Annotated in this window: 5 protein-coding genes and 1 pseudogene; 1 reads left to right on the top strand and 5 read right to left on the bottom strand. The window is 41.7% G+C overall.

Features of this window, described 5'->3' with window-relative positions; translation table 11 throughout:
• The first annotated feature begins 75 nt into the window (after positions 1-75).
• The gene (locus tag FNW02_RS01795; protein ID WP_191755873.1) at positions 76-3,267 is read left to right on the top strand and encodes an efflux RND transporter permease subunit; all 3,192 of its coding nucleotides are present in this window, start codon (positions 76-78) and stop codon (positions 3,265-3,267) included.
• A gap of 186 nt (positions 3,268-3,453) precedes the next feature.
• Here FNW02_RS01795 and FNW02_RS01790 read toward each other — a convergent pair whose 3' ends face one another.
• The 5 genes and pseudogenes from FNW02_RS01790 to FNW02_RS01770 all read right to left on the bottom strand — a co-directional run.
• The gene (locus tag FNW02_RS01790; protein WP_191755872.1) at positions 3,454-4,953 is read right to left on the bottom strand and encodes a thioester reductase domain-containing protein; all 1,500 of its coding nucleotides are present in this window, start codon (positions 4,951-4,953) and stop codon (positions 3,454-3,456) included.
• A 3-nt stretch (positions 4,954-4,956) separates the two neighbouring features.
• Positions 4,957-6,627 carry a PfaD family polyunsaturated fatty acid/polyketide biosynthesis protein gene (locus FNW02_RS01785; RefSeq protein WP_191755871.1) on the bottom strand — a complete coding sequence of 557 codons (1,671 nt, stop codon included), beginning with the start codon at positions 6,625-6,627 and terminating at the stop codon, positions 4,957-4,959.
• A gap of 187 nt (positions 6,628-6,814) precedes the next feature.
• Entirely contained in the window at positions 6,815-11,578 is a 4,764-nt protein-coding gene (locus FNW02_RS01780) for a PfaB family protein (protein WP_191755870.1), read from the bottom strand.
• A 223-nt stretch (positions 11,579-11,801) separates the two neighbouring features.
• Positions 11,802-13,532, bottom strand: coding sequence for an SDR family NAD(P)-dependent oxidoreductase (locus FNW02_RS01775; RefSeq protein ID WP_191755869.1), 1,731 nt, complete (start codon positions 13,530-13,532; stop codon positions 11,802-11,804).
• 909 nt (positions 13,533-14,441) lie between these two features.
• A pseudogene (locus FNW02_RS01770) lies at positions 14,442-19,133 on the bottom strand (beta-ketoacyl synthase N-terminal-like domain-containing protein); the annotation flags it as partial.
• Positions 19,134-20,370: the final 1,237 nt, after the last annotated feature.

Below are 20,370 nucleotides of genomic sequence, written 5' to 3'. Positions count from 1 at the left end.
ACAAAGAAATAAGAGTTTCTTTCAGAGAGTTATTGCGTAAGTCCTAAATTCAATAGTCCTACTGCTAATCTACTTATGTTTGTTGACTTCTTTATTAAGCGACCTGTTTTTGCTAGCGTCTGCACCATACTCATCTTGCTAGTTGGAGCGATTAGTATTCCCACGCTATCAATTGCTCAATATCCTGAAATTAGTCCTCCCCAAGTTAACGTTAGTGCCAACTACACGGGAGCGAATGCTGAGGTTGTCGAAAATACCGTTACGACTGTTTTAGAAAGAGAAATTAATGGTATTCCCGGTCAGAGGTATATCAGTTCGAGTAGTAGTAACTCTGGTAGTAGTTCAATATCAGTCACATTTGACGCGAACCGTAACCAAGATATTGCCGCTGTTGATGTCCAAAACCGCGTGTCTGCGGCCGAAGCTCAGTTACCAGAAGTGGTGCAGCAGACAGGAGTCACTGTTACGAAAAGATCTAGCTCCATTCTCATGGGTTTTGGTCTGTATACAGACAACAACGAGTATGACACCATCTTTTTAAGTAACTACGCTGACATCTATTTAGTAGATGCTCTCAAACGTGTAGAAGGCGTTGGTGATGTCACTATTTTTGGCGAACGTAGGTATTCGATGCGTGTGTGGCTAGAGCCAAGCCAGCTTGCTAGTCGCAGTCTCACTGCTGAGGATGTAACCGCAGCCCTCCAAGAACAGAATTTACAAGTAGGCGCGGGGCGGCTCGGACAGCAGCCAGCACCAGAGGGGCAAAGATATCAACTTGACGTGCAGGCCCAGAGCCAACTGCAAGATGTTACAGAGTTTGAGAATATTATTATCAAAACAGGGGAAAATGGCACGCTGGTCAGGCTGAAAGATGTTGGTAGGGTGGAACTAGGAGCAGAAAACTACGATTCCTTCCTGCGATTTCGGGGCAAAGATGCTGTAGGGTTGGGAATTTATCAACTACCTGGTAGTAATGCTTTGGATGTTGCGAATGCGGCTAAAGCCGAAATGCAAAGGCTGGCTCTTAATTTCCCCCCAGGAATCAAATATGATATTGGGTTTGACACAACTTTGTTTGTGCAAGCTTCACTTACAGAAGTGGTCGTGACTTTATTGATCGCGATCGCTTTAGTTGTGTTAATCATCTTTGTCTTCTTGCAAGACTGGCGCACCACAATTATCCCGTCCCTGACAATTCCAGTTGCTTTGATTGGGACTTTTGCTTTCATCAAAGTTTTTGGGTTCACGATTAATAGCTTGACATTGTTCGGTTTGACCCTAGCAACTGGGATGGTCGTTGATGATGCGATCGTTGTGGTTGAGGATATCTCGCGCCTCATCCAAGAAGAAGGCATGGAGCCGCGTGAAGCTGCTTCCACAGCAATGCACGAGCTATTTGGCGCAGTGATTGCAACTTCACTTGTACTCATGGCCGTGTTTGTCCCAGTTGCTTTTTTCCCAGGAACGACGGGAGCGCTTTATCAACAGTTTGCCTTGACGATCGCCTTTTCTATTGCGATTTCTACCTTTTTAGCGTTGACAATTACTCCATCACTCTCAGGTTTGTTACTACGTCAAAGAGAAAAACCTGGTGGTTGGTTGGGGTGGATTTTTGACCGCATTAATGGATTTCTTGACTGGTTGGGCCGAGGTTATCAGCGAGTTCTTAATCAGATAGTCAAGATTAAATACATTATTCTGGCTGTGTTTGTCGCCAGCTTAGGGTTGACAGCTTGGCTGTTTATCAGCGTCCCAACAGCATTTTTACCTGAAGAAGACCAAGGCTACTTTATCACCCTGATCCAAGGGCCAGCAGGGGTCTCGTTAGAATATACCGATGAAGTGATGGCTAAGGTAGAACAAGAAATCTTGAAATTGCCCGAAGTCAGAAGTACTTTTGCAATTGGTGGTTTTGGTTTCTCTGGTAATACTGCTAACAATGGTGTAGTTTTTACTTCTCTTAACCCTTGGGAAGACCGAACTGGAGCAGAGCAGTCAGTACAGGCAATTATCAATAACTTAAGAGGAAGGCTGTCAGCGATATCCGAAGCCAGAGTCCTCCCAAGTAATCCCCCAGCAATTCCGGGTTTAGGCTCTACTGGTGGTTTCCAATTTCAGCTACAAGACCAAGGAAACGTGGGTCTTGATACTTTAGTTCAAGTGGCAAACCAATTAATTGCAAAAGCCAATCAAACACCTGGACTGCAAAGTGTTTACACCACTTTTTCAGCAAATACGCCCCAGGTGCTTGTAGAAGTGAATCGCAACCAAGCTAAGGCGTTACAAGTTCCCATAGCAGATATCTTTAATACACTGCAAACTCTGTTGGGATCTCAATATGTTAATGACTTTACGTTACAGCAGCGAAATTACCGCGTTTATGTACAAGCAGATGCACAGTACCGAGCTAACCCTGATGATATCGGTCAACTATATGTTCGCAACGAACAAGATAGGATGATTCCTCTGAGCAATTTAGTAAAGATTACTCCCACTACTGGAGCACAAACAATAAATCGCTATAATCTATTTCGCTCGATTGAAATCACTGGCTCAGCAGCTTCGGGTTCTAGTTCTGGGGAAGCAATTCAGGTAATGGAGCAGTTAGCCCAAGATATTTTGCCCCCGACTTTAGGTTATGAATGGTCTGGTATTTCTGCCGAAGAACAGGAGTCTGGCGGTCAAGCACCGATCATTTTCAGTCTTGGGCTTGTTTTCGTTTTCTTGGTTTTGGCTGCCCAATACGAGAACTACGTCGATCCTTTTATTATTCTTCTAGCTGTGCCCTTAGCTATCTTGGGGGCGCTGGCGGCTCAATCCTTGCGTGGTTTGCCCAACGATGTTTACTGTCAAATTGGTTTGGTAATGTTGATTGGATTGGCGAGTAAAAACGCGATTTTGATTGTAGAATTTGCTAATCAGTTGCGCGATCGCGGTTATTCAATTACCAAGGCTGCTCTTGAAGCCTCACAACAGCGTTTGCGCCCAATTCTCATGACTGCTATTTCTACGTTGTTAGGGATTTTTCCGCTAGCAATTGCCACGGGAGCAGGAGCAGGTAGCCGACAATCACTTGGTACAACAGTATTTGGCGGGATGCTTGTTGCTACCTTCTTGACTCTGTTTGTAGTACCAGTTTTGTATATCGTAATTCAAACATTGAGCGATCGCGTCTTCAAGAAAAACCGCAAATCTAATCAATCTAATAACTCTAAGAAGCCAAAGACTATTTCCCAGGAAAAAACTCACGTTGAAAGCCGTCGTTGAATAAAAAACTCTACACAACTTGTGGTGTAGAGTTTTTGAGCATGATTGCAACAAATCCTTTGGTAGAGACGTTGCATTGCAACGTCTCTACATGGTCTATCTGTCACATTCTTTTTTTAAATTGGTATAACGGCGTGCGGCTATCCCTCTTTGTCTACGAGATAACGGAGTCTCCCGCAGACTTACTTATGCGACATTCAAAAAGCCGCTTTGAATCAAATACGCGGTATAAGTCATCAACAATTTAGAGTCGATAGGTGGACAAACAATAGAGCTACCAGCTAGTGCATGAAGAGTATCTTGGCAGCTAATATGGGGTCTTCTGGCTTGCAAATACAAATCAGGAATGGTCAGTTGTTCATCAGACCAGCGTTCCAATAAGAAAGGTCGCAGGGTATATAAAGGATTGTCCACAGAAGACACATTATTAATTAACTCTGCTTGCCATTGGTCATAAGGAATCATTTCAACTGGATAACCAAAAGAGCGTATCCACTCAACTAAGTTCTTCAAGGAAATAGGTTGAGGATGTTGTAAATGGAAAGCTTTGCCTATAGATGATTTTTGCTTTGATAGATAAACGATGGCTTTGCTAACATAGTCTACAGGAGACATATCCAACATATAGTCTACATCGGGAAAACTTCCCATTTGTAGACAGCCTTTGGTCATTAGATTGATAAAGTCATGGGTGTTACAAATACCTGTTTGGCTATCACCTGAAATTAATGGCGGTCTGTAGATAGTTACAGGAAGTCCTCGTTCACCAGCAATCTTGACTAACTTTTCAGCTACCCATTTAGTCTGAGAATAACCCAGATAAATACCTTCCCAATGACTAAATTCATCCTGTTCTTTAACTATCTTACCAGCATAAGCAGGTGATTCAAAAACAGCGACACTAGAAACGTAATGTACAGGCTTGACTTTAGTTAGACACGCTAATCGTAAAACTTCTTGAGTTCCCAGAACATTAGCAGTTTTCAGTGCTGAATAGGGATAAACATAATTCAGCAAAGCAGCACTATGATAAATAGTATCAATGTTGGCAGCTAAGATTTGAAACTGTTCAGAGCCAATCCCTAAAAGTGGTTGAGATAAATCACCGACAACAGGAATGATTCTGGAATTAAACTGTTCCTGCCAAACTGCGTATTGTTGCAGGTTCTTTTGTAGTTTGCTCTTACCTTCTTCTGCATCAGCAGCACGTACTAAGCAATATATATCTGCCTTAGTTTCTTGTAATAGTCCCTGGATTAGAAAAGCTCCTAAAAAGCCTGTTCCTCCAGTTAAAAAGATTTTCTTGGGTTCACCTAGCACGTTAGGTACAGCGCCAGGATGAATAGTAGGGTCAAGAACAGCTTCGGCTTTTAAATTTAGAACAGGGGTAGCAGTGTTGACATTCCCTGTATCTTGAACCTCTGACTTTTCTTGCAATTCTTCAGCTAAACGTTGCGAAAGAGCTTCAATATTTGGGTAATGCCACAGAAGAAGTGGAGAAGGTTGAAATCCCAACAATTTCTCCAATTTACCCACCAGAATCATCGCCTGGGCTGAATCCAAACCATAGCTTTCTAAATGCTCTTTAACATCTATTTCATCTGTTTCTAACTCTAGTAAAGCAGCTAAGTTAGATACTAAGAAAACTTGAATATCTGCTGCGGTACAAGTCTGTTTTATACTCATTTTTTAGCTCTCTAATAGTGTAGAACGAGGGTGATACTGACTGTAATAATTAGGTATTTGCAGTCCTTGAATTTTTAAACTTTGGATGCGGTATAAAAAGACTGCACCAGTCATAATTTGGTCAGCAACATCAACGACTCGACGATTTTTGGGTTCAGATAGATAAGAACCACGCACCCAGTCATTGAAACTACCCATTGCCGGGCCACACCAAATTTGATAATCGACTTCTCGACCTTTTTCACCAGAACTAGACCACCGAGAAGATAATCCTAAATACCAGCGGAAAATTAGCGCCATTTTCAACTTAGAATTATTGACCGCTTTACCTAGTTTCTCAGGATTTTTTTGCGACAAATAAGTTGCAGTACCTTCCCATACCTCAGCAATACTTTTGCGAAAAACTTGCTTTTCTAATTTCTCTCTTTCTGGTAAAGGAATATCTTCAATCGAGTCATAAGTTCGATATAATTCAAATAGTTTCTGCGCTCGCATGGGGAACATCGTACCCCGTTTGAGGACTTGTAGTTTTACCCCCATTTCAAACATATCTGCGGCTGGAGCCATCATCACATCAGCCATTTCTGCTTGAGCTAGTAATTTTTTAGTATGTTCACAAGCTCCAGATTCAATACATGACTGATTAATTGAGCCAGTCATAATATAAGCCGCACCCATCATAAAAGCTGCTAAAGCTGATTGCGGTGTAGCTATTCCTCCAGCTACGCCAATTCTAACGGGTGTTTGGTAATGATATTTTTCCTGAATTTCATCGCGCAAGGCAATAATAGAAGGCAACAAACAGACTAAAGGACGATTGTCTGTATGACCACCAGAATCAGCCTCGACGGTAATATCATCAGCCATCGGAACTTTGGCTGCAAGAGTTGCTTGTAACTCAGTTATTAATCCTTGCTCAACAAGTTCTTTGAGGATTCTAGCTGGTGCTGGTTGGATAAATTTAGTCGCTACTTCTCGGCGAGAAATTTTGGCAATGACTTTATTTTTGATTTCAATTTGATTGGCGTCATTTAAACCAAGTCCAGCAGCACGGTAGTAGACGATGTTAGGAGTCAAATCGAGAAATGCTGAAGCTTCTACCGTTCTTACCTGATATTTGAGGTATAAATCTACCGCACGCCGTTCAATTGCGGGTTCATTGGGACTGTGAATTAAATTAAAAGCATAGGGCCCTTGAGGTAAAGCTTGTTGAATGCGATTAATCGCCGCTTCTAAACGGTCTGGAGTTAAACCACCTGCGCCAAAGGAACTTAAAATTTGTTGTTTTCCAAGTGCAATGACCATTTCTTCAGAAGCAATACCACCAGCCATTGCACCAGTGACATAGGCATATTTAACGCCATGAAAGGAGATAAAATTGGGATCTCCTAATTGTTGAATACGAATTGGTGGTACAAATGTCAGCAGTTCTACTTGTGATGTTGTGTCATTCTCAGCAGCAGATAAATATCCTTCGTTAGTGACACCAATTTTTCCGGCAACTTTAACGATGTAGCAAGGTTTATCTAATACCATCAATTTTTCTTTGATGGCTGATTGCTCAAAAGATATAGATTCTAAAGAACCTTTCCAAACTTGGTTTTGGTGATGAGAACAGGCAGAAAATCCAAGACCATTATCGTGTTTACTGAGTACCGCATCTACGGTTGTCACGGCAGTTATCCCTCAAATTATAAGCAGGACTGGGTACTGGGTACTAGGGATTGGGTACTGGGGAAGAAATCCGATTCACGTTAGGCGGGGTTTTAACCAAATCTTAAGAGTCCCTAATTCTTAGTACCTAGTATCGAATAAAAGTTGAACAATGTAGACTCTTTTATAGAGCCTACACGCTTCATTATTAGGTTTCTTCGTTAAGTAGATTTTCGGCACAAGCTAATTGCAATTGAATGATTTCACTCATTTGCTGACTAAAGTCTTGTCTTGCCTGTAAAAAAACAGTATGTGCTCTAGTTAACTTTGAATTATTAGAGTTGAGCTTTTGATACTGGGACTTATTTAAATCGAACATACTGATGGTTTTACCAAATTTTTGGGTTATGGCAGGTGGAGAAGAAATGGGTTGAGGAATTTGCTGCTCAATTACGCTTAACTCAGAAGATTGTAATTGTTCTTTAAGTTCAAAACCGTTATCAATGATATTTTTCGTTTTGACTTCTTCTGGTTGAGTATTAGATGGTAAAATGTGATGGGAATTACTTTTTTCTTGAGCGATCGCACCACCAATGTTCACAGAATTTATTTCCAAGTTTCGGAGATTAGGTATATTTAGCTGCTGTTTTTGGGTGCGTTGGCGCAGCCTCTCAAAAGGAGAATCGCGTTTAATTTGTTCACCTATATCTTGAAAAAGTTTCCGGTTTTCTTCACTCAATATTGCGTTAGTAATTGGGTTGCCACCTAGGGTAATTGTTCTCAAGGTTGTTTTATGGTTATTAGTTTCTGGTGTGAGACTGTACAGTGGTGATAAATCCACATTCACCTGATGGCTGAGTAGTTTTGCTAAAGCTTTGACCATCGAAGTATGGTCATCCATACCTCTACGATTTAGAGATATTGTGATGTGTTCTTGATTGCCGAGGATTTTATCAATCCATCGAGAACAAACACTACCAGCACCCGCTTCAAGAAATATTCGGACACCATCATCGTAGACATGGTTAACTAATCGCGGGAAATCCAGTTCTTGGCATAATCCTGTAGCAATATTGTGAGCAATAACCTCACTATCCAGTGCTATAGGTTGATAATCAGCCGCCGAATAGAATACAACACCCGGAAGATTTTGGGATGGTAAAGTGTTTACCTTCTTAATTTCCTCGTATTGCGATCGCATTGCCTCACAATGGATCACATGATCGAAGGGAGCCGGAAAAGAATTGCAACCTAGAGTTTCAATCACTCTTTTACAAGCTGCTGTTTCACCAGCAATTAAAACTTCCTCTGGTGTATTAATCTGAGTTAAATAAACATGCTTCTCATGTTTAATACATTCCCTAATTTGTGATGGAGTAGCCATGAGAACATAGGTACTCCAAAAATCATTGTTTTGTGAATTTGGTGTCAATCCCCAATATTCACGCACCGCATTTTTCGGGCCAGATAACTTATCTCCAAACAACGGAGACGAATTTAAAGTGTTACTTCCACCCTCAAAATCACTCCAAACTCCTTGGGCAACCATCATACTAGTTTCACCCAAGCTGTAGCCAAAAACGCATTGTGGCTTGACTTGAAAATCATCTCGAAAAATTGCCGTCATGTATCTAGCAAAAGCTATTTCACTTTCAAACATTGCTAGAGAATCATCTAACAATTGCTTTTCAAGAGTTTCTAATTGCCTTGTTGACAACTTATTCAAGCTTCTGGGATAAACCAGTTTCTCAACATCAGCAGCACGGTTGTAGAGATTGTTACTTTTCAAGTCCTCAAAGACTTTGGGAAATAAGCGGAAGACAGTGCGACCAATGCCGATATAAGAATTGACTGCCGCTGGATAAACGTAAGCTAAAGCTCCATTTTTACCTAATGGTTTAGCCGTGAAATAACTACCTAAAGGTGTTTGCCAATCTGTCCCATTTTCAAAAGCATTATTTACACCTTTGTGAGCCGATTCAATTTCTTTGAGTAGTTCTTTTTTGTTGCGTCCTGTAATTGCTAGAGCATATTTTGCTTCAGGATGTTGTTTAAAAGTCGCAAATGTTTGACTAGCGATCGCTGCTAAAGAAGAACTATCCTCGATAGTGTGCTGGAGACTGTTGAGAAGTTCGGGTAAATCTGATCTATTTTCCGCTGCTATGGGGAAAAGATAAAAAGGCATTTGCTGCAAATACTTGCTGCTGCGCTCCTCTTGAACGGGTTCTTCTGACAAGATTAAATGAGCGTAAGTCCCATCTATCCCCATACCGTTAATTGCTGCAACTCTGCGTGTGCCACCTTTGTCCAGAAACCAGGGTCTTGATTCCGTGGCGACATAGAAAGGACTGCCTTCCCAAATTTGTGGTGTTTTGACGCCAGACCAGTTAGGGGTAGCAGGAATGTATCTGTAATGCAGACACAAAGCGGTTTTAATTAAACTGGCAATTCCCGAAGCTACATAGGTATGACCAATATTAGCTTTGACACTACCTAGCGCACAGTGTAGACCATTTCCCACCGGAGGATAAGCTTGCAGTAAACCTGTAATTTCGGCTGCATCTTCTTGGGGAATACCACTACCGCAAACTTCCACATAGTTCACCTCTGTAGGGTCAATACCCGCCAACTGAAAAGCTTGGTTGCAAACTTCATTAACAGTTCCCGCATCTACAGAGGTCGAATTAGCTTGTCCAAAACTAATTGCATCAATGACTGCATAGATGCGTTCATTATTTTCTTGAGCGGTTTCATGACGCTTTAGCACAACTGCACCCGCGCCTTCGCCAACCATCCAGCCATCTGCTTTCTGGTCGTAACTTAAAGTATTAACACCAGTGTTAATTTGTGAGTGTTGGTTTCGCAGCAAGACATTTTCCACGCCGCCTGCTAAATCAACAGCACCAACAACAACAGCATCAACTTCCCCGGTAGTTAGTAGCATTTGTGCCACTTCCAACGCCTTAAGAACGGAAGTTTCCACCGCCGCAACGGTGAACGCCGGCCCGGTGAAATTCCACAGTGCAGAAATCCGACTCGCCATAATATTGGCGATGTAACTGAGATATTCACCAAGTTCTACTGGATTGTGAACACTGTCTTTGACAATGCTTTCTAGTTGAGCAAGTTTTTCTTCTGGTAAAGTAATTTGTGCATCGTTCAAGCCATCTTGAATTTGCCAGGACGAATTCCATCTCTGCTGTAACTGATGTACAGAAAATTCGGCTTCTGCGGCAATAATAACCGCAACATTGCTACCTTCTTGAATTTTGGCATCTTTGAGGGCGCGATCGCTCACCTTCAGCAATAACAGTTGTTGCGGATTTAGCTTTTCAACTTCATTCGGGGGGATTTTGTAAGCTAAAGTATCGATATCAAAATCTTTGATATATGCCCCTACTGGTGCTTTCCCCTCAGTCAATCCGTATTCTTTGAGTAAGTTTTCTTGCTGTTCAATTCCATGCCATCTGTTTGGTGGTAGGGAAATAAAATGCTGTTTACCGTCATAAATACTGCGTTCAAAAGCATCTAATCCATTGCAGCCACCAAAAAACGCATCCATACCAACAATGGCAATTTTGGCTGGTGGAAGCGGTGCAATTGAGTCAGCTGGTGTTGTAGTTCCTTGTTCAACAATTAGATGGGAATTCGTACCGCCAAAACCAAAAGCACTTACAGCGGCCCGTTTAATTGATGTATTCTTATGTGGCCATGCTGTAGCTTTCCTGACAATTTTGTCAGCGGAAATTATACCACTTTCAGATGTTAAAGGCTCAGAAACATTAATAGTTGGCGGAATTACGCCATGAGCCATACTCAAAACCACTTTAGTCAAACCAACCATGCCAGCAGCGGTCAACAAGTGACCAACATTAGCTTTCACAGAACCTAGCTGAGGGGTAGCATGATATTGACCAAAAAAGGTTTCTATAGATTTGACTTCGGTGGTATCTCCTAGTAATGTACCAGTAGCATGACACTCTAGATAATCGATACTTTGGGGACTAATTTGTGCCTCAGTATAAGCTCTTTCAAAAGCCAAAGTTTGCCCTTTAGAATTAGGGCTAAGTAAATGTTTACCCTTGCCATCATTCGATAGTCCATTACCGCAGATGGTAGCGAGAATATTATCGCCATCTCTCACAGCATCAGAATATCTTTTCAGCATTACCATGCCAATACCATCAGCGGGAGTTAGTCCTCTAGATGACTTATCGAATGGGGAACTAATACCATTTTCTGGATATCCTTGAACACCAGAAAATAACATCCGCACAAACAGAGAATCTGCACAACTAATTGCTCCAGCTAACATTACATCAGCTTTGTGTGATCGCAAATAATGAGACGCAAGCTTGATAGCATAAAATGATGAAGAACAAGCAGCATCTAAACATAGATGAATCTGCGATAGTTCAAAAGCTCTAGCAACTACGGCGGCTGGTAAGCCAGATATCATAGCATTGTATAAAGACGCTTTATTTGTAGTTAATCCAGCCAAATCGAAGTCTTCATACTGCAAAAGTTCTCTAACAGCAGGCGCAATAGTTTGCTGGTAAATCGGAGAGAATAATTGATTAGAAAATTTTGTTGGGAATGAGAGATTTCCCAAAATTACGCCACACTTTGAAAGAACATCTTGATTTCCCCAATAACCACTCTGCACAATTGCTTGTTTAGCAGCATAGAGCGACCATTTAAAAGTATCATCCAAGCTTTCCGCAAGTTCTGCTGGTAGATTATACTCAGATGGATCAAACTGAAAATTGCGGATGTATCCGCCTTTGAGAGAATATGTTTTATCTGGTGTACCTTTAACTGGGTGGTAAAACATTGTCGGGTCTACCCCTATTTCCGCAGAAGTTGCAGATGATGTCGAATCTTTTTGAGCAATAAGATTCTGCCAAAATTCTTCAGGATTTTGAGCATCGGGGAATAGACAAGATAATCCGATGATAGCTATTTTTTCCACTGTTTATATCCTCATCAGCCGCTAGGCATTTAACTTACCTGTTTGGGTATTAGGCAAGAAGTAACTAAGAAACGCTAGGATTTACGCTGTTCCCCAAACTGAATAAATGCAAGTCAATATGCGATGAAAGCTTGCTAACTGAGTGTTAAAAGGAAAATGTTTGTAGTCAGCACTAAAGTGCTGAATTGAGCGCTAAAGCGCTCACTACGAACCTAGTAGACTACTAGCTTTTGAGTAATTTCATAGACCAAATAATGGCGTTAGCTCCGAGCATTTGTGAATAAATTTGCCCTTGAGCATCGTGTATGATAAAGTTGGCGATCGCGCTACTTGCTGTTTTGGCTTTTACTTCACAAGAAACATAAAAAGTTTCATTGCATGGTACAGCTGCAAACTGTTCAAATTTATCTACTCTTCCAGGTAAGCAACCTTCTTGATGGAAATGCTGTGTCCAAATCCATAAAGCGTGCATACTCAAGTCAGTTGTATAAGGATTCACCCATTGAACTGGAAATTGTCCTTGTTCTTGTTCGCTGATTCCTTGCCAAAAACATTCTGTAGTTATCTTGTCAGGACTAATATTTAAAACTCTTTTAACTTCCTGAAAAGCTGGGCCATGAAATAATGTAGCTCCCCCATTCTGATAAAAATCTTTTCCTGTAGCGGTAATAATATTATCCGACTCAAGATTGATTGATTCGTAGGTGGGAACAATGGGAATTTCTCGCTGGAGATTCAGTTGAGCACTAAAGTTATAATGAACTTTGCCTTCTGGATTTTTACTCCATATTTGAGCCTTAATTTCAATGTTTTGATAATTAACTTTAGAAATTTCTTGTATTTCTAAAACATGTTCCTTTGCGAGTTTTTCATTGAAAGTAATTCCCTTCAAAACTTTGAAATCTTTGTAACTAAACAACCTATAGCCTGGATAAAGTTGCTCACAGGCATTGATAATCCATGTCATTGCACAAGTAGCTGGTAAAACTGGATAACCAGCGATCATGTGATCACGCAAAAATGGATTTGCTTCCAATGTCATTTGGCGACGGATACGATAGGTTCGTAGTTCAGTATCTAACTCTATTGCAGGCGGAGTTAGGGGGCTACCAATGACAACTTGTGTGTTTTCATGATGCGCGGGATGCAGTTCATTAACTAACATTTGTGCCCCAACATCTACAGGAATAACCTCAATTCCTCTTTCCGCAAAAGCTTTTTTGAGTTCCGGTGACACCATACCACTGTCCCAGGCTCCCCAATTGATTGCTACTACATGACAAGCGGGATAGTTTTGTTTGATTAAATGAGCTGATTTGTTGAGAATTTCGTTAGCGATCGCATAATCAGTTTGACCAACATTACCGTAAAATCCTGTTACGGAAGAAAACAAAACTAAGTGCTGAAGTTGATTGGGATTAATGCAAGCTAACAGATTTTCTAAACCTTGAACTTTGGCGGTGTAAACTTTCTCAAAATCCTGTTCTGTTTTCTTTTCAATTAACTTATCAGCTAAATTTCCCGCACCGTGGATGATTCCTGTAATCGTACCCAAACGTTGTACAGCAGTAGCTAATTTTTCCTGTAAAGCCGCTGTATCTGTAACATCAACGCTAATATATTCTGCTTGCGCTCCAGTTTGTTGAATTGAAGAGAGGGTTTTTTTGATTTCACGGCTGGAGGTAATCTTGTTATAAACTTTTTGCACACTCATCGGTGTGGGCTTCTCGCCTTGAGCAAGAAGATTCTCCATGATGCGTTTTTTCAATGCGGAATCTTCCAAACAACCCTGAGCAAAATCTGGTTCGGTTTCTAATAGTTCGGAACGACCGAGGAGGATGAATTTGCAGGGTTGGTGCTGTGCCAATTTGATAGTACACTCAGCCGTAATCCCTTTTGCACCGCCACTCACAACAAAGACAGATGATGGGTTAAGCTGGGCTGTTTGTGTCATAAATCCTCTGGAATATCTGCGTAAATCAAATTATTTATTTCCTGTGTGACTCTGCGTCTTCTGCGGTTAGGTGAAAATAAGCTCACGCAGAGCCGCGGAGGCGCAGAGAGGAAGATGAGGTAATTAACTAGCGATGAGGGTGACTCGTCCTTGGGAAGTGTAGCCAACTTCGCTGATATAAAGATTGGGATCGTGAAGCTCGGCGATGATGTGTTGTGCTGACTGTTTGGGGTCTATAGCTGGATTTAGGTCGATCGCCCGCGTAAATACTTTTGGCCATTCCCATCTCAGGGTTTTGGTTAATCCGAATAAACCAGCGCCAACTGCACCAAAGTTGACTTGATGCTCTAAGCCAAAGGCTCCATCTAGATGAGCAACTGTGCAGAAGCAACTACGTCCATGATGCGCCGCTTGATTTAGGGATGGTTTGAGATATTTCGCCATCAAAAAGACGTGCTTGACGATCGCCTTTTCCTGTTCCAGATAAGAAATGCTTCCGGTGTCTGCTGTAAATACAGGATGTAGGTGGATAAAGGCCCCAATCGTCCCGCAGTGAGATGCGATCGCCTGCAATTGTTGTTGAAGATGTTCTTCACTCAAGTTTGCTAGGGTAACGCGAGTCACGCCTGCGGGTAAAGGTGATTGTTGGGGAATCAGCGATTGGGGAAAATTCACAACTACTACCTTCCAGCCTTGCTCAATTAGCGACTCAGCTAATTTAGAGGTAGTGAGGGAACCATCATCGGTGATTAAGCCGACGTGTCCCTCTGGTAAACTGAAATCCAAATAATCTGGTGGCGCTAAGGGTTTGAGTTTGGCTGGACGGCGTGGAATATTGTGGACTATTTGAGGTGGCTGCTGCTCAAACTCAGGCTCAAACTTTTTTTTTTCACCTCCAACCAACTGCTGGAGATAATTGACTATTTGACCGATGGTGCGTAGTTCTCCCAAATCTTCCATATTTGGTTTGGGTAGATTGGGGTACATTTCTTGCATCGCCCCCAAGATTTCTACTCGTTTGATGGAGTCAATACCTAAGTCTGCTTCCATGTCCATTTCCAGTTCGAGCATTTCTACTGGATAACCAGTTTTATCACTGGTAATGGCTAACAGGGTTTGACCTAAGTCTGCGAATTCATTACTTACTGTAGGTTCCTGTACTGTGTTGAGTTCAACAACTACGCTTGGCTCAGGTGAAGTGATTACCTCAGCTACAGGCGCAGTCGTTACCTCTGGAGTCTCGGTTGCGTGTTGTACTTCGTGAATGGCGATTTCTACAGAAACACTTCTAGAAGCATGGGATTGCAGATACTCTACAACTTGCCCGATGGTGCGTAGTTCTCCCAAGTCTTCCATGTTTGGTTTGGGTAAGTTGGGATACATCTCCTGTAGCGCCCCTAGGATTTCCACTCGTTTGATAGAGTCAATCCCTAAATCTGCTTCCATATCCATGTCCATTTCCAGCATCTCTACTGGGTAGCCCGTTTTGTCGCTGGTGATGGCTAACAGGTTTTTATCCAAGTCAACAATATCAATGGTTGCACTTGGTGCTGGTTCTGGACTAAATGCGACAACTTCGTTGACTGGTGGCGAGCTAATTTTGACTGCTAGCTCAGCATGGGGTTCTGCTATGGGAACCGATGCTTCAGCTATAGGCTCTACTGTTGGAGGAACAGATACTTCTACTACAGGCTCTACTGGGGGGATGGGTATCTCAACTATCGGCTCAACTACCTTGGAAATGGCGGGGAGAGGTGCTTGGGTAAAAGTTACGCCATTTTTAGCTACAGGCGCGATCGCAGGTAAAGGTTGGCTTTCTACAATCTTGGTAGTTGGGGATACAGGTGCATCTGTAACAGTTGTTTCGGTGGTGAAAGGTACGAAATGATGGCGTTCCTTTACTCCGTTGCTGAGTGTCTCTTGCGGTTGAGCGGACACCACAGATTGAGTTGTTTCATCACCAGAAATTAGCTGAGAATACTCTAGTTGAATAAGTTGGAAAAAGTTTTTAGTATGTTCTACCTGCTCTCGAAGATATTGTTCATGGATGCGTAGGGTTTCACCTTGTTGAGAGTGAAATTGCATCATGCTACGCTCTAAGCTTTCCATGACAACTTGCTTGAGCTTGGTAGTTTCTATTGAAGACTTGCTGTTACTCAACAAAGAATTTTGCTGTTGCATTAGTTGGAAAAACGTTTTGGCGTATTCCATCTGATGGTTGAGATAAGTTCCGTGAACTTGTAAATTCTCCGTTTGATTTTGCTGGAACTGTGTCAGCAGGTATTCTAAACTTTCTAAAAGCTGTTGATAATTTGCAAGTTTTTCTGGTGTTGGTTGCATCTTCCCTCCGGGATGCTGGGCGTAAGACTCCTGGGCTGTTTGATGTGCAAGGGTTGCAGGATTCATTTGTTGCTCTGGTTGAGTAGTGATACTAGTGGGGGAGTTAATCACACTGCTCACTGATGGGGGTGTTTTTTTATGTCCATTACTTTCTAGAGAGTGTTGACTGTTGACTGTTAACTGTTGACTGTTAACTATTGACTGTTGACTGTTGACTGTTAACTGTTGACTGTTGACAGGTAATGTTGCTTTGTGTCCATTCTGCAAAGCTAGAGCAAAGGCATTTTTCGTTTTTTCGGATCTATGGTTGATGCCGTTTAAACGTACATTTAAGGCTTTCTTGTTCTCAATTGCGGGTAGTGTTTGAGGAAGTTGGTAGGGATCGAGGTTATTCAAAGCCAAACCAATTACGCGCAACTGCACTACTGCTTCACGTAAGGAGCGATCGCTATTCTTTTGGGTGCTGGGGTTTAGGGATACGGTAAGATGTGGGCGATCGCCGAGGGTATCTTTTACCAAGTTGGTGAGAATCCTCCTAGGGCCAAATTCCACAAAGCAATAACCACCGGCTGCATAGATATTTTCAATCTCTTGCTTAAACAGCACCGAGTTTGAGAGATGGCTTTCTAGGATTTTTTGAATAGTTTGCGGTTCTTTGGGATACTGCTTGCTGGTGACGTTGCTGTAAACAGGGATTTGAGGATTTTGGAAGGTGACGGCCTTAGTAGCGATCGCAAAGGATTTCTGAGCAAAGGCGATTAACGGTGTATGGAAAGCTGCTGATACAGGTAATAAAACAGCCGCATATCCTTTGTCGTGTAGAGCCTGACGGACTTTGGCGATTTCGGCGGTAGGCCCTGCTAAGACAAATTGAGTTGGAGAGTTTTGGTTTGCGATCGTGACTTGTGGAAAATGTCTCAGCACTACTTCTACTTTGCTGATATCTTCTTTGACAGCCAACATACTTCCCGCATCATGATCGGGGTCTTCTGGAGCCGCCATTGCTTGACCCCTAGCCTTCACTAGGAACAAGTAATCTTCCTCACTTAAAACGCCCGCAGCCCACAAGGCTGTTAATTCTCCAAAGCTGTGTCCCGCGACAAAATCTGATTTAAACCCAGCTTGTTGCAGTATGGAATAAAGCCCAGCGCTAAACACCCCGATGGCAGGTTGAGCATATTCTGTGCGTTGTAAAGCAGCAATTTGGGCATTCTTTTCTGCTTCTTCAAACACAGGATGAGGAAACACTATCTCTGAAATTGGCCGCAAATTATCTTTGAGTAACAGGCTATCCATCTGCCCGTAAAGACGCCGCAGAGCCGGAAAGTTCATCACCGCTTCCCGACCCATTTCCAAATATTGCGAACCTTGTCCAGAAAATAGCGCAACTACTTTTCCGCCCAGATTCATCCCAGAGGAACGATAGTAAATTCCTTGGGGATGCTCCCAGGATGCTACTGAGCCTTTGTGTTTTAGCCAATCGATGCTAACTTGCAGGAACTTGCAAGCTTCTTGCAGATTTTCGGCAACAAACCCAACTCTGGCATTAGAAAGAGGAATCTCTTGCGATTTGCACTCTTTGACTAATTCTGCATAGTGTCTGTCACCCCCATCCGATTGCAACTTAGCTAAAATCTCTTCAGATTTAGCCAACAATTGGGCTGGAGTGGGAGCAAATAATAGAACTTCGCTAGCAGCATTATTTAAGCGATAGGCATGGCTTTGTTCTTCCCCATATTCTTCGAGAACGACGTGATAGTTAGTGCCACCAAAGCCGAAAGAACTCACACCCGCTCGTCTTGGTGCTTCGCCTTCTGCGCGAATCCAAGGTCTGGTTTCTGTATTCAAATAAAATGCCGAATTTTTGATATTAAGTTTGGGGTTCGGCTCAGTGATGTTAATTGTGGGTGGTAATACTTTGTGATGTAGCGCCAAAGCAGTTTTAATCAAACTTGCCGCACCCGCAGCTGCTTTTGTGTGTCCGATTTGGGATTTCACACTGCCTAGAGCAATGTGTTGTTTTTTGGAGTCATGTTCAGCAAAAAAGTCATTTAAAGATCCGAATTCTGTTGGATCTCCAGCCATTGTACCTGTACCATGCGCTTCCATCAAACCAACTGTGGCGGGAGAAAAGCCGGCATCCTCATAAGCACGCTCTAAAGCTTTAACTTGGCCTTCTTTGCGAGGGGCATAAATACTCTTGTAACGCCCATCACTAGAAGTACCAATCCCCTTGATGACTGCATAGATTTTGTCGTTGTCGCGTTCGGCATCTTCTAGGCGTTTGAGTACAATCATGCCGATACCTTCACCTAGCATCATCCCATCCGACTTCGCATCGAAAGGTTTGACATTCTCACTAGGTGAGACAGCCGGTGTTTTGCTGAATGATATATAAGCCATGATTGTGTTGTCTGTGTCAACACCACCAGTTAGCATCATGTCAGAGCGATGCTCAACTAGCTCGCTAATTGCCATCTTTAAAGCACCGAAGGAACTCGCACAAGCAGCATCAACTACACAGTTCATCCCGCCAAAATTCAGGCGATTGGCAATTCTGCCGGCGACTACGTTAGCTAACATCCCTGGGAAAGCATTCTCATCCCACTTCACATAAGCGCTTTTGATTTTATCGACGATTTTTTGCGTATCTTCATCAGATAAGCCGCTACTTTTAAGAGCTTTTTCCCAAATGGGATACTCTAATCTGGCAGAAAGTGGCATTCCCAATTGCTTGGCCATTGCCACACCTAAGATGACGCCAACCATCTCGCGATTAAAGTCACGTTGTTCTCCGTAACCTGCATCTTCCATCGCCTCTTTTGCAACTACTAAACTTAATAGTTGCGATACATCTGTGACTTCTAAAATGCTTGGTGGTATACCAAATTCCATTGGGTTAAAATCCACTTCTGGAATAAACCCACCTCTTTTACAATAGGTTTTATCTTCGGAAGTTCTCGGATTTGGATCGTAGTAATCTTCTACGCTCCAGTGAGTGGATGGAACATCAGTAATACAATCAATTTTGTTGACTATATTTTGCCAGTATTCTCGCAAATTTCTGGCTTTGGGTAATAGAGATGCCATCCCAACGATCGCTATAGGATTATGTTGCAGTTGTCTGTTAATTTTGTTGATTGACACTGATTTTTCTGATTTCATTTTCTTTCCTTCTATAGACCTAATCAAATCCTTTTCACAATTGTTGATCTGAGCTTCTAACTCTGCTAAGGCAGTATCAATTGAATAAGCAGGCATAGGACATAGACTAATCTTGAGTACTGTGGATTGTGTAGCGACAGTAATTTCTGTTACCTACGAACAATGAGGGGCTACTTTTTATTACAAGCAGCTAGCTATCTTATCTACGTTTGTGTAGCGTGTCGCAGGCAAGAATAAATGCTTTTCTCCAAATCAACACCACACGATACATACTGCCCTCATAGAGCCACAGATTTATAGGCATGGCATACAGCGATCGCGTCAGAATGTTATACAGAGCTTGACTCTTGGTATTGTGGTAATAGGTCAACGATGTTGTCGACTGTTGACTGTTAACTGTTAACCGTCAACGGCATCGGGGCGTCTTTTATCCCATCCTTAGAAGGAATCGGTTTTCCCGAGACCTTTTTATAAATGGCATCCCACTGGAGCAATGGAAACTTAGTAGCAGCTATTAGAACAGAAACGCTTTTTTCTCCTGAACTAGTTTGATTTTCTAGCCTAATTGCAGCAATATAGCTGGTATTAATGACAACGTTCTGTATCTTGAAAAATGTCATAGCCAGTTTCGACATCCAGGATAATTATCTTATGGAATTTGACCACAAAAAGAAGACAAGTTCGTTACAGAAAAGACATTACCTATAATCAAAATTTGTGCAATATGAACAACTACATAAATGGTCTAAAGGTAATGACAAAGTAGTTAGATTTAGTTATTTCTGTTTTTAAAATATAAATTAAATAACTAATTTATCTGACCGCTTTGAAGCATTGAATTAATAAAAACCCTAGCATACTTTATAGAAACTAAATCATTACTTTAAATTTATTTTATAAATAAAATAACTTCTCGCTGATGTAATTTTTGAATAATTTTCTAGAAAAAAGTATAATTTATGACTTTGATTCTAGTAAGTAATTTTGTTTTTTGCGGGTAATTCATAAATTTTCTCTTGATTAAGTTAACAACGCAAACATATTGTCTAACAAGTAACAATTCAATGAATACATAGATAAGTTGAATAGCCACAAGTGTCTTTTTCTCAGAGGAACATCATAATTGAGCAAAGATTTTTGATGAATTTTTAATTTAAATCAATTTAAGAACTAAAGTGGTTGTTTATAAAGCAAATATTAATTTTTAATATGTTGCGTGATAAACATAATAATGATTTCATTTTTAAGTTTATTCGCTCCCAGTCTGCGGCTGGGAATGTCTATAGAGGGGGCTATCGCCTACAGTTATCAGTAAACGATAAACAATAATCAG

The organism is Komarekiella delphini-convector SJRDD-AB1, from assembly GCF_014831675.1.
Taxonomy (GTDB): Bacteria; Cyanobacteriota; Cyanobacteriia; order Cyanobacteriales; family Nostocaceae; genus Komarekiella.
The sequence above is the reverse complement of the archived record's forward strand: the minus strand, read 5'-3'. Positions and strand labels throughout refer to the sequence as shown.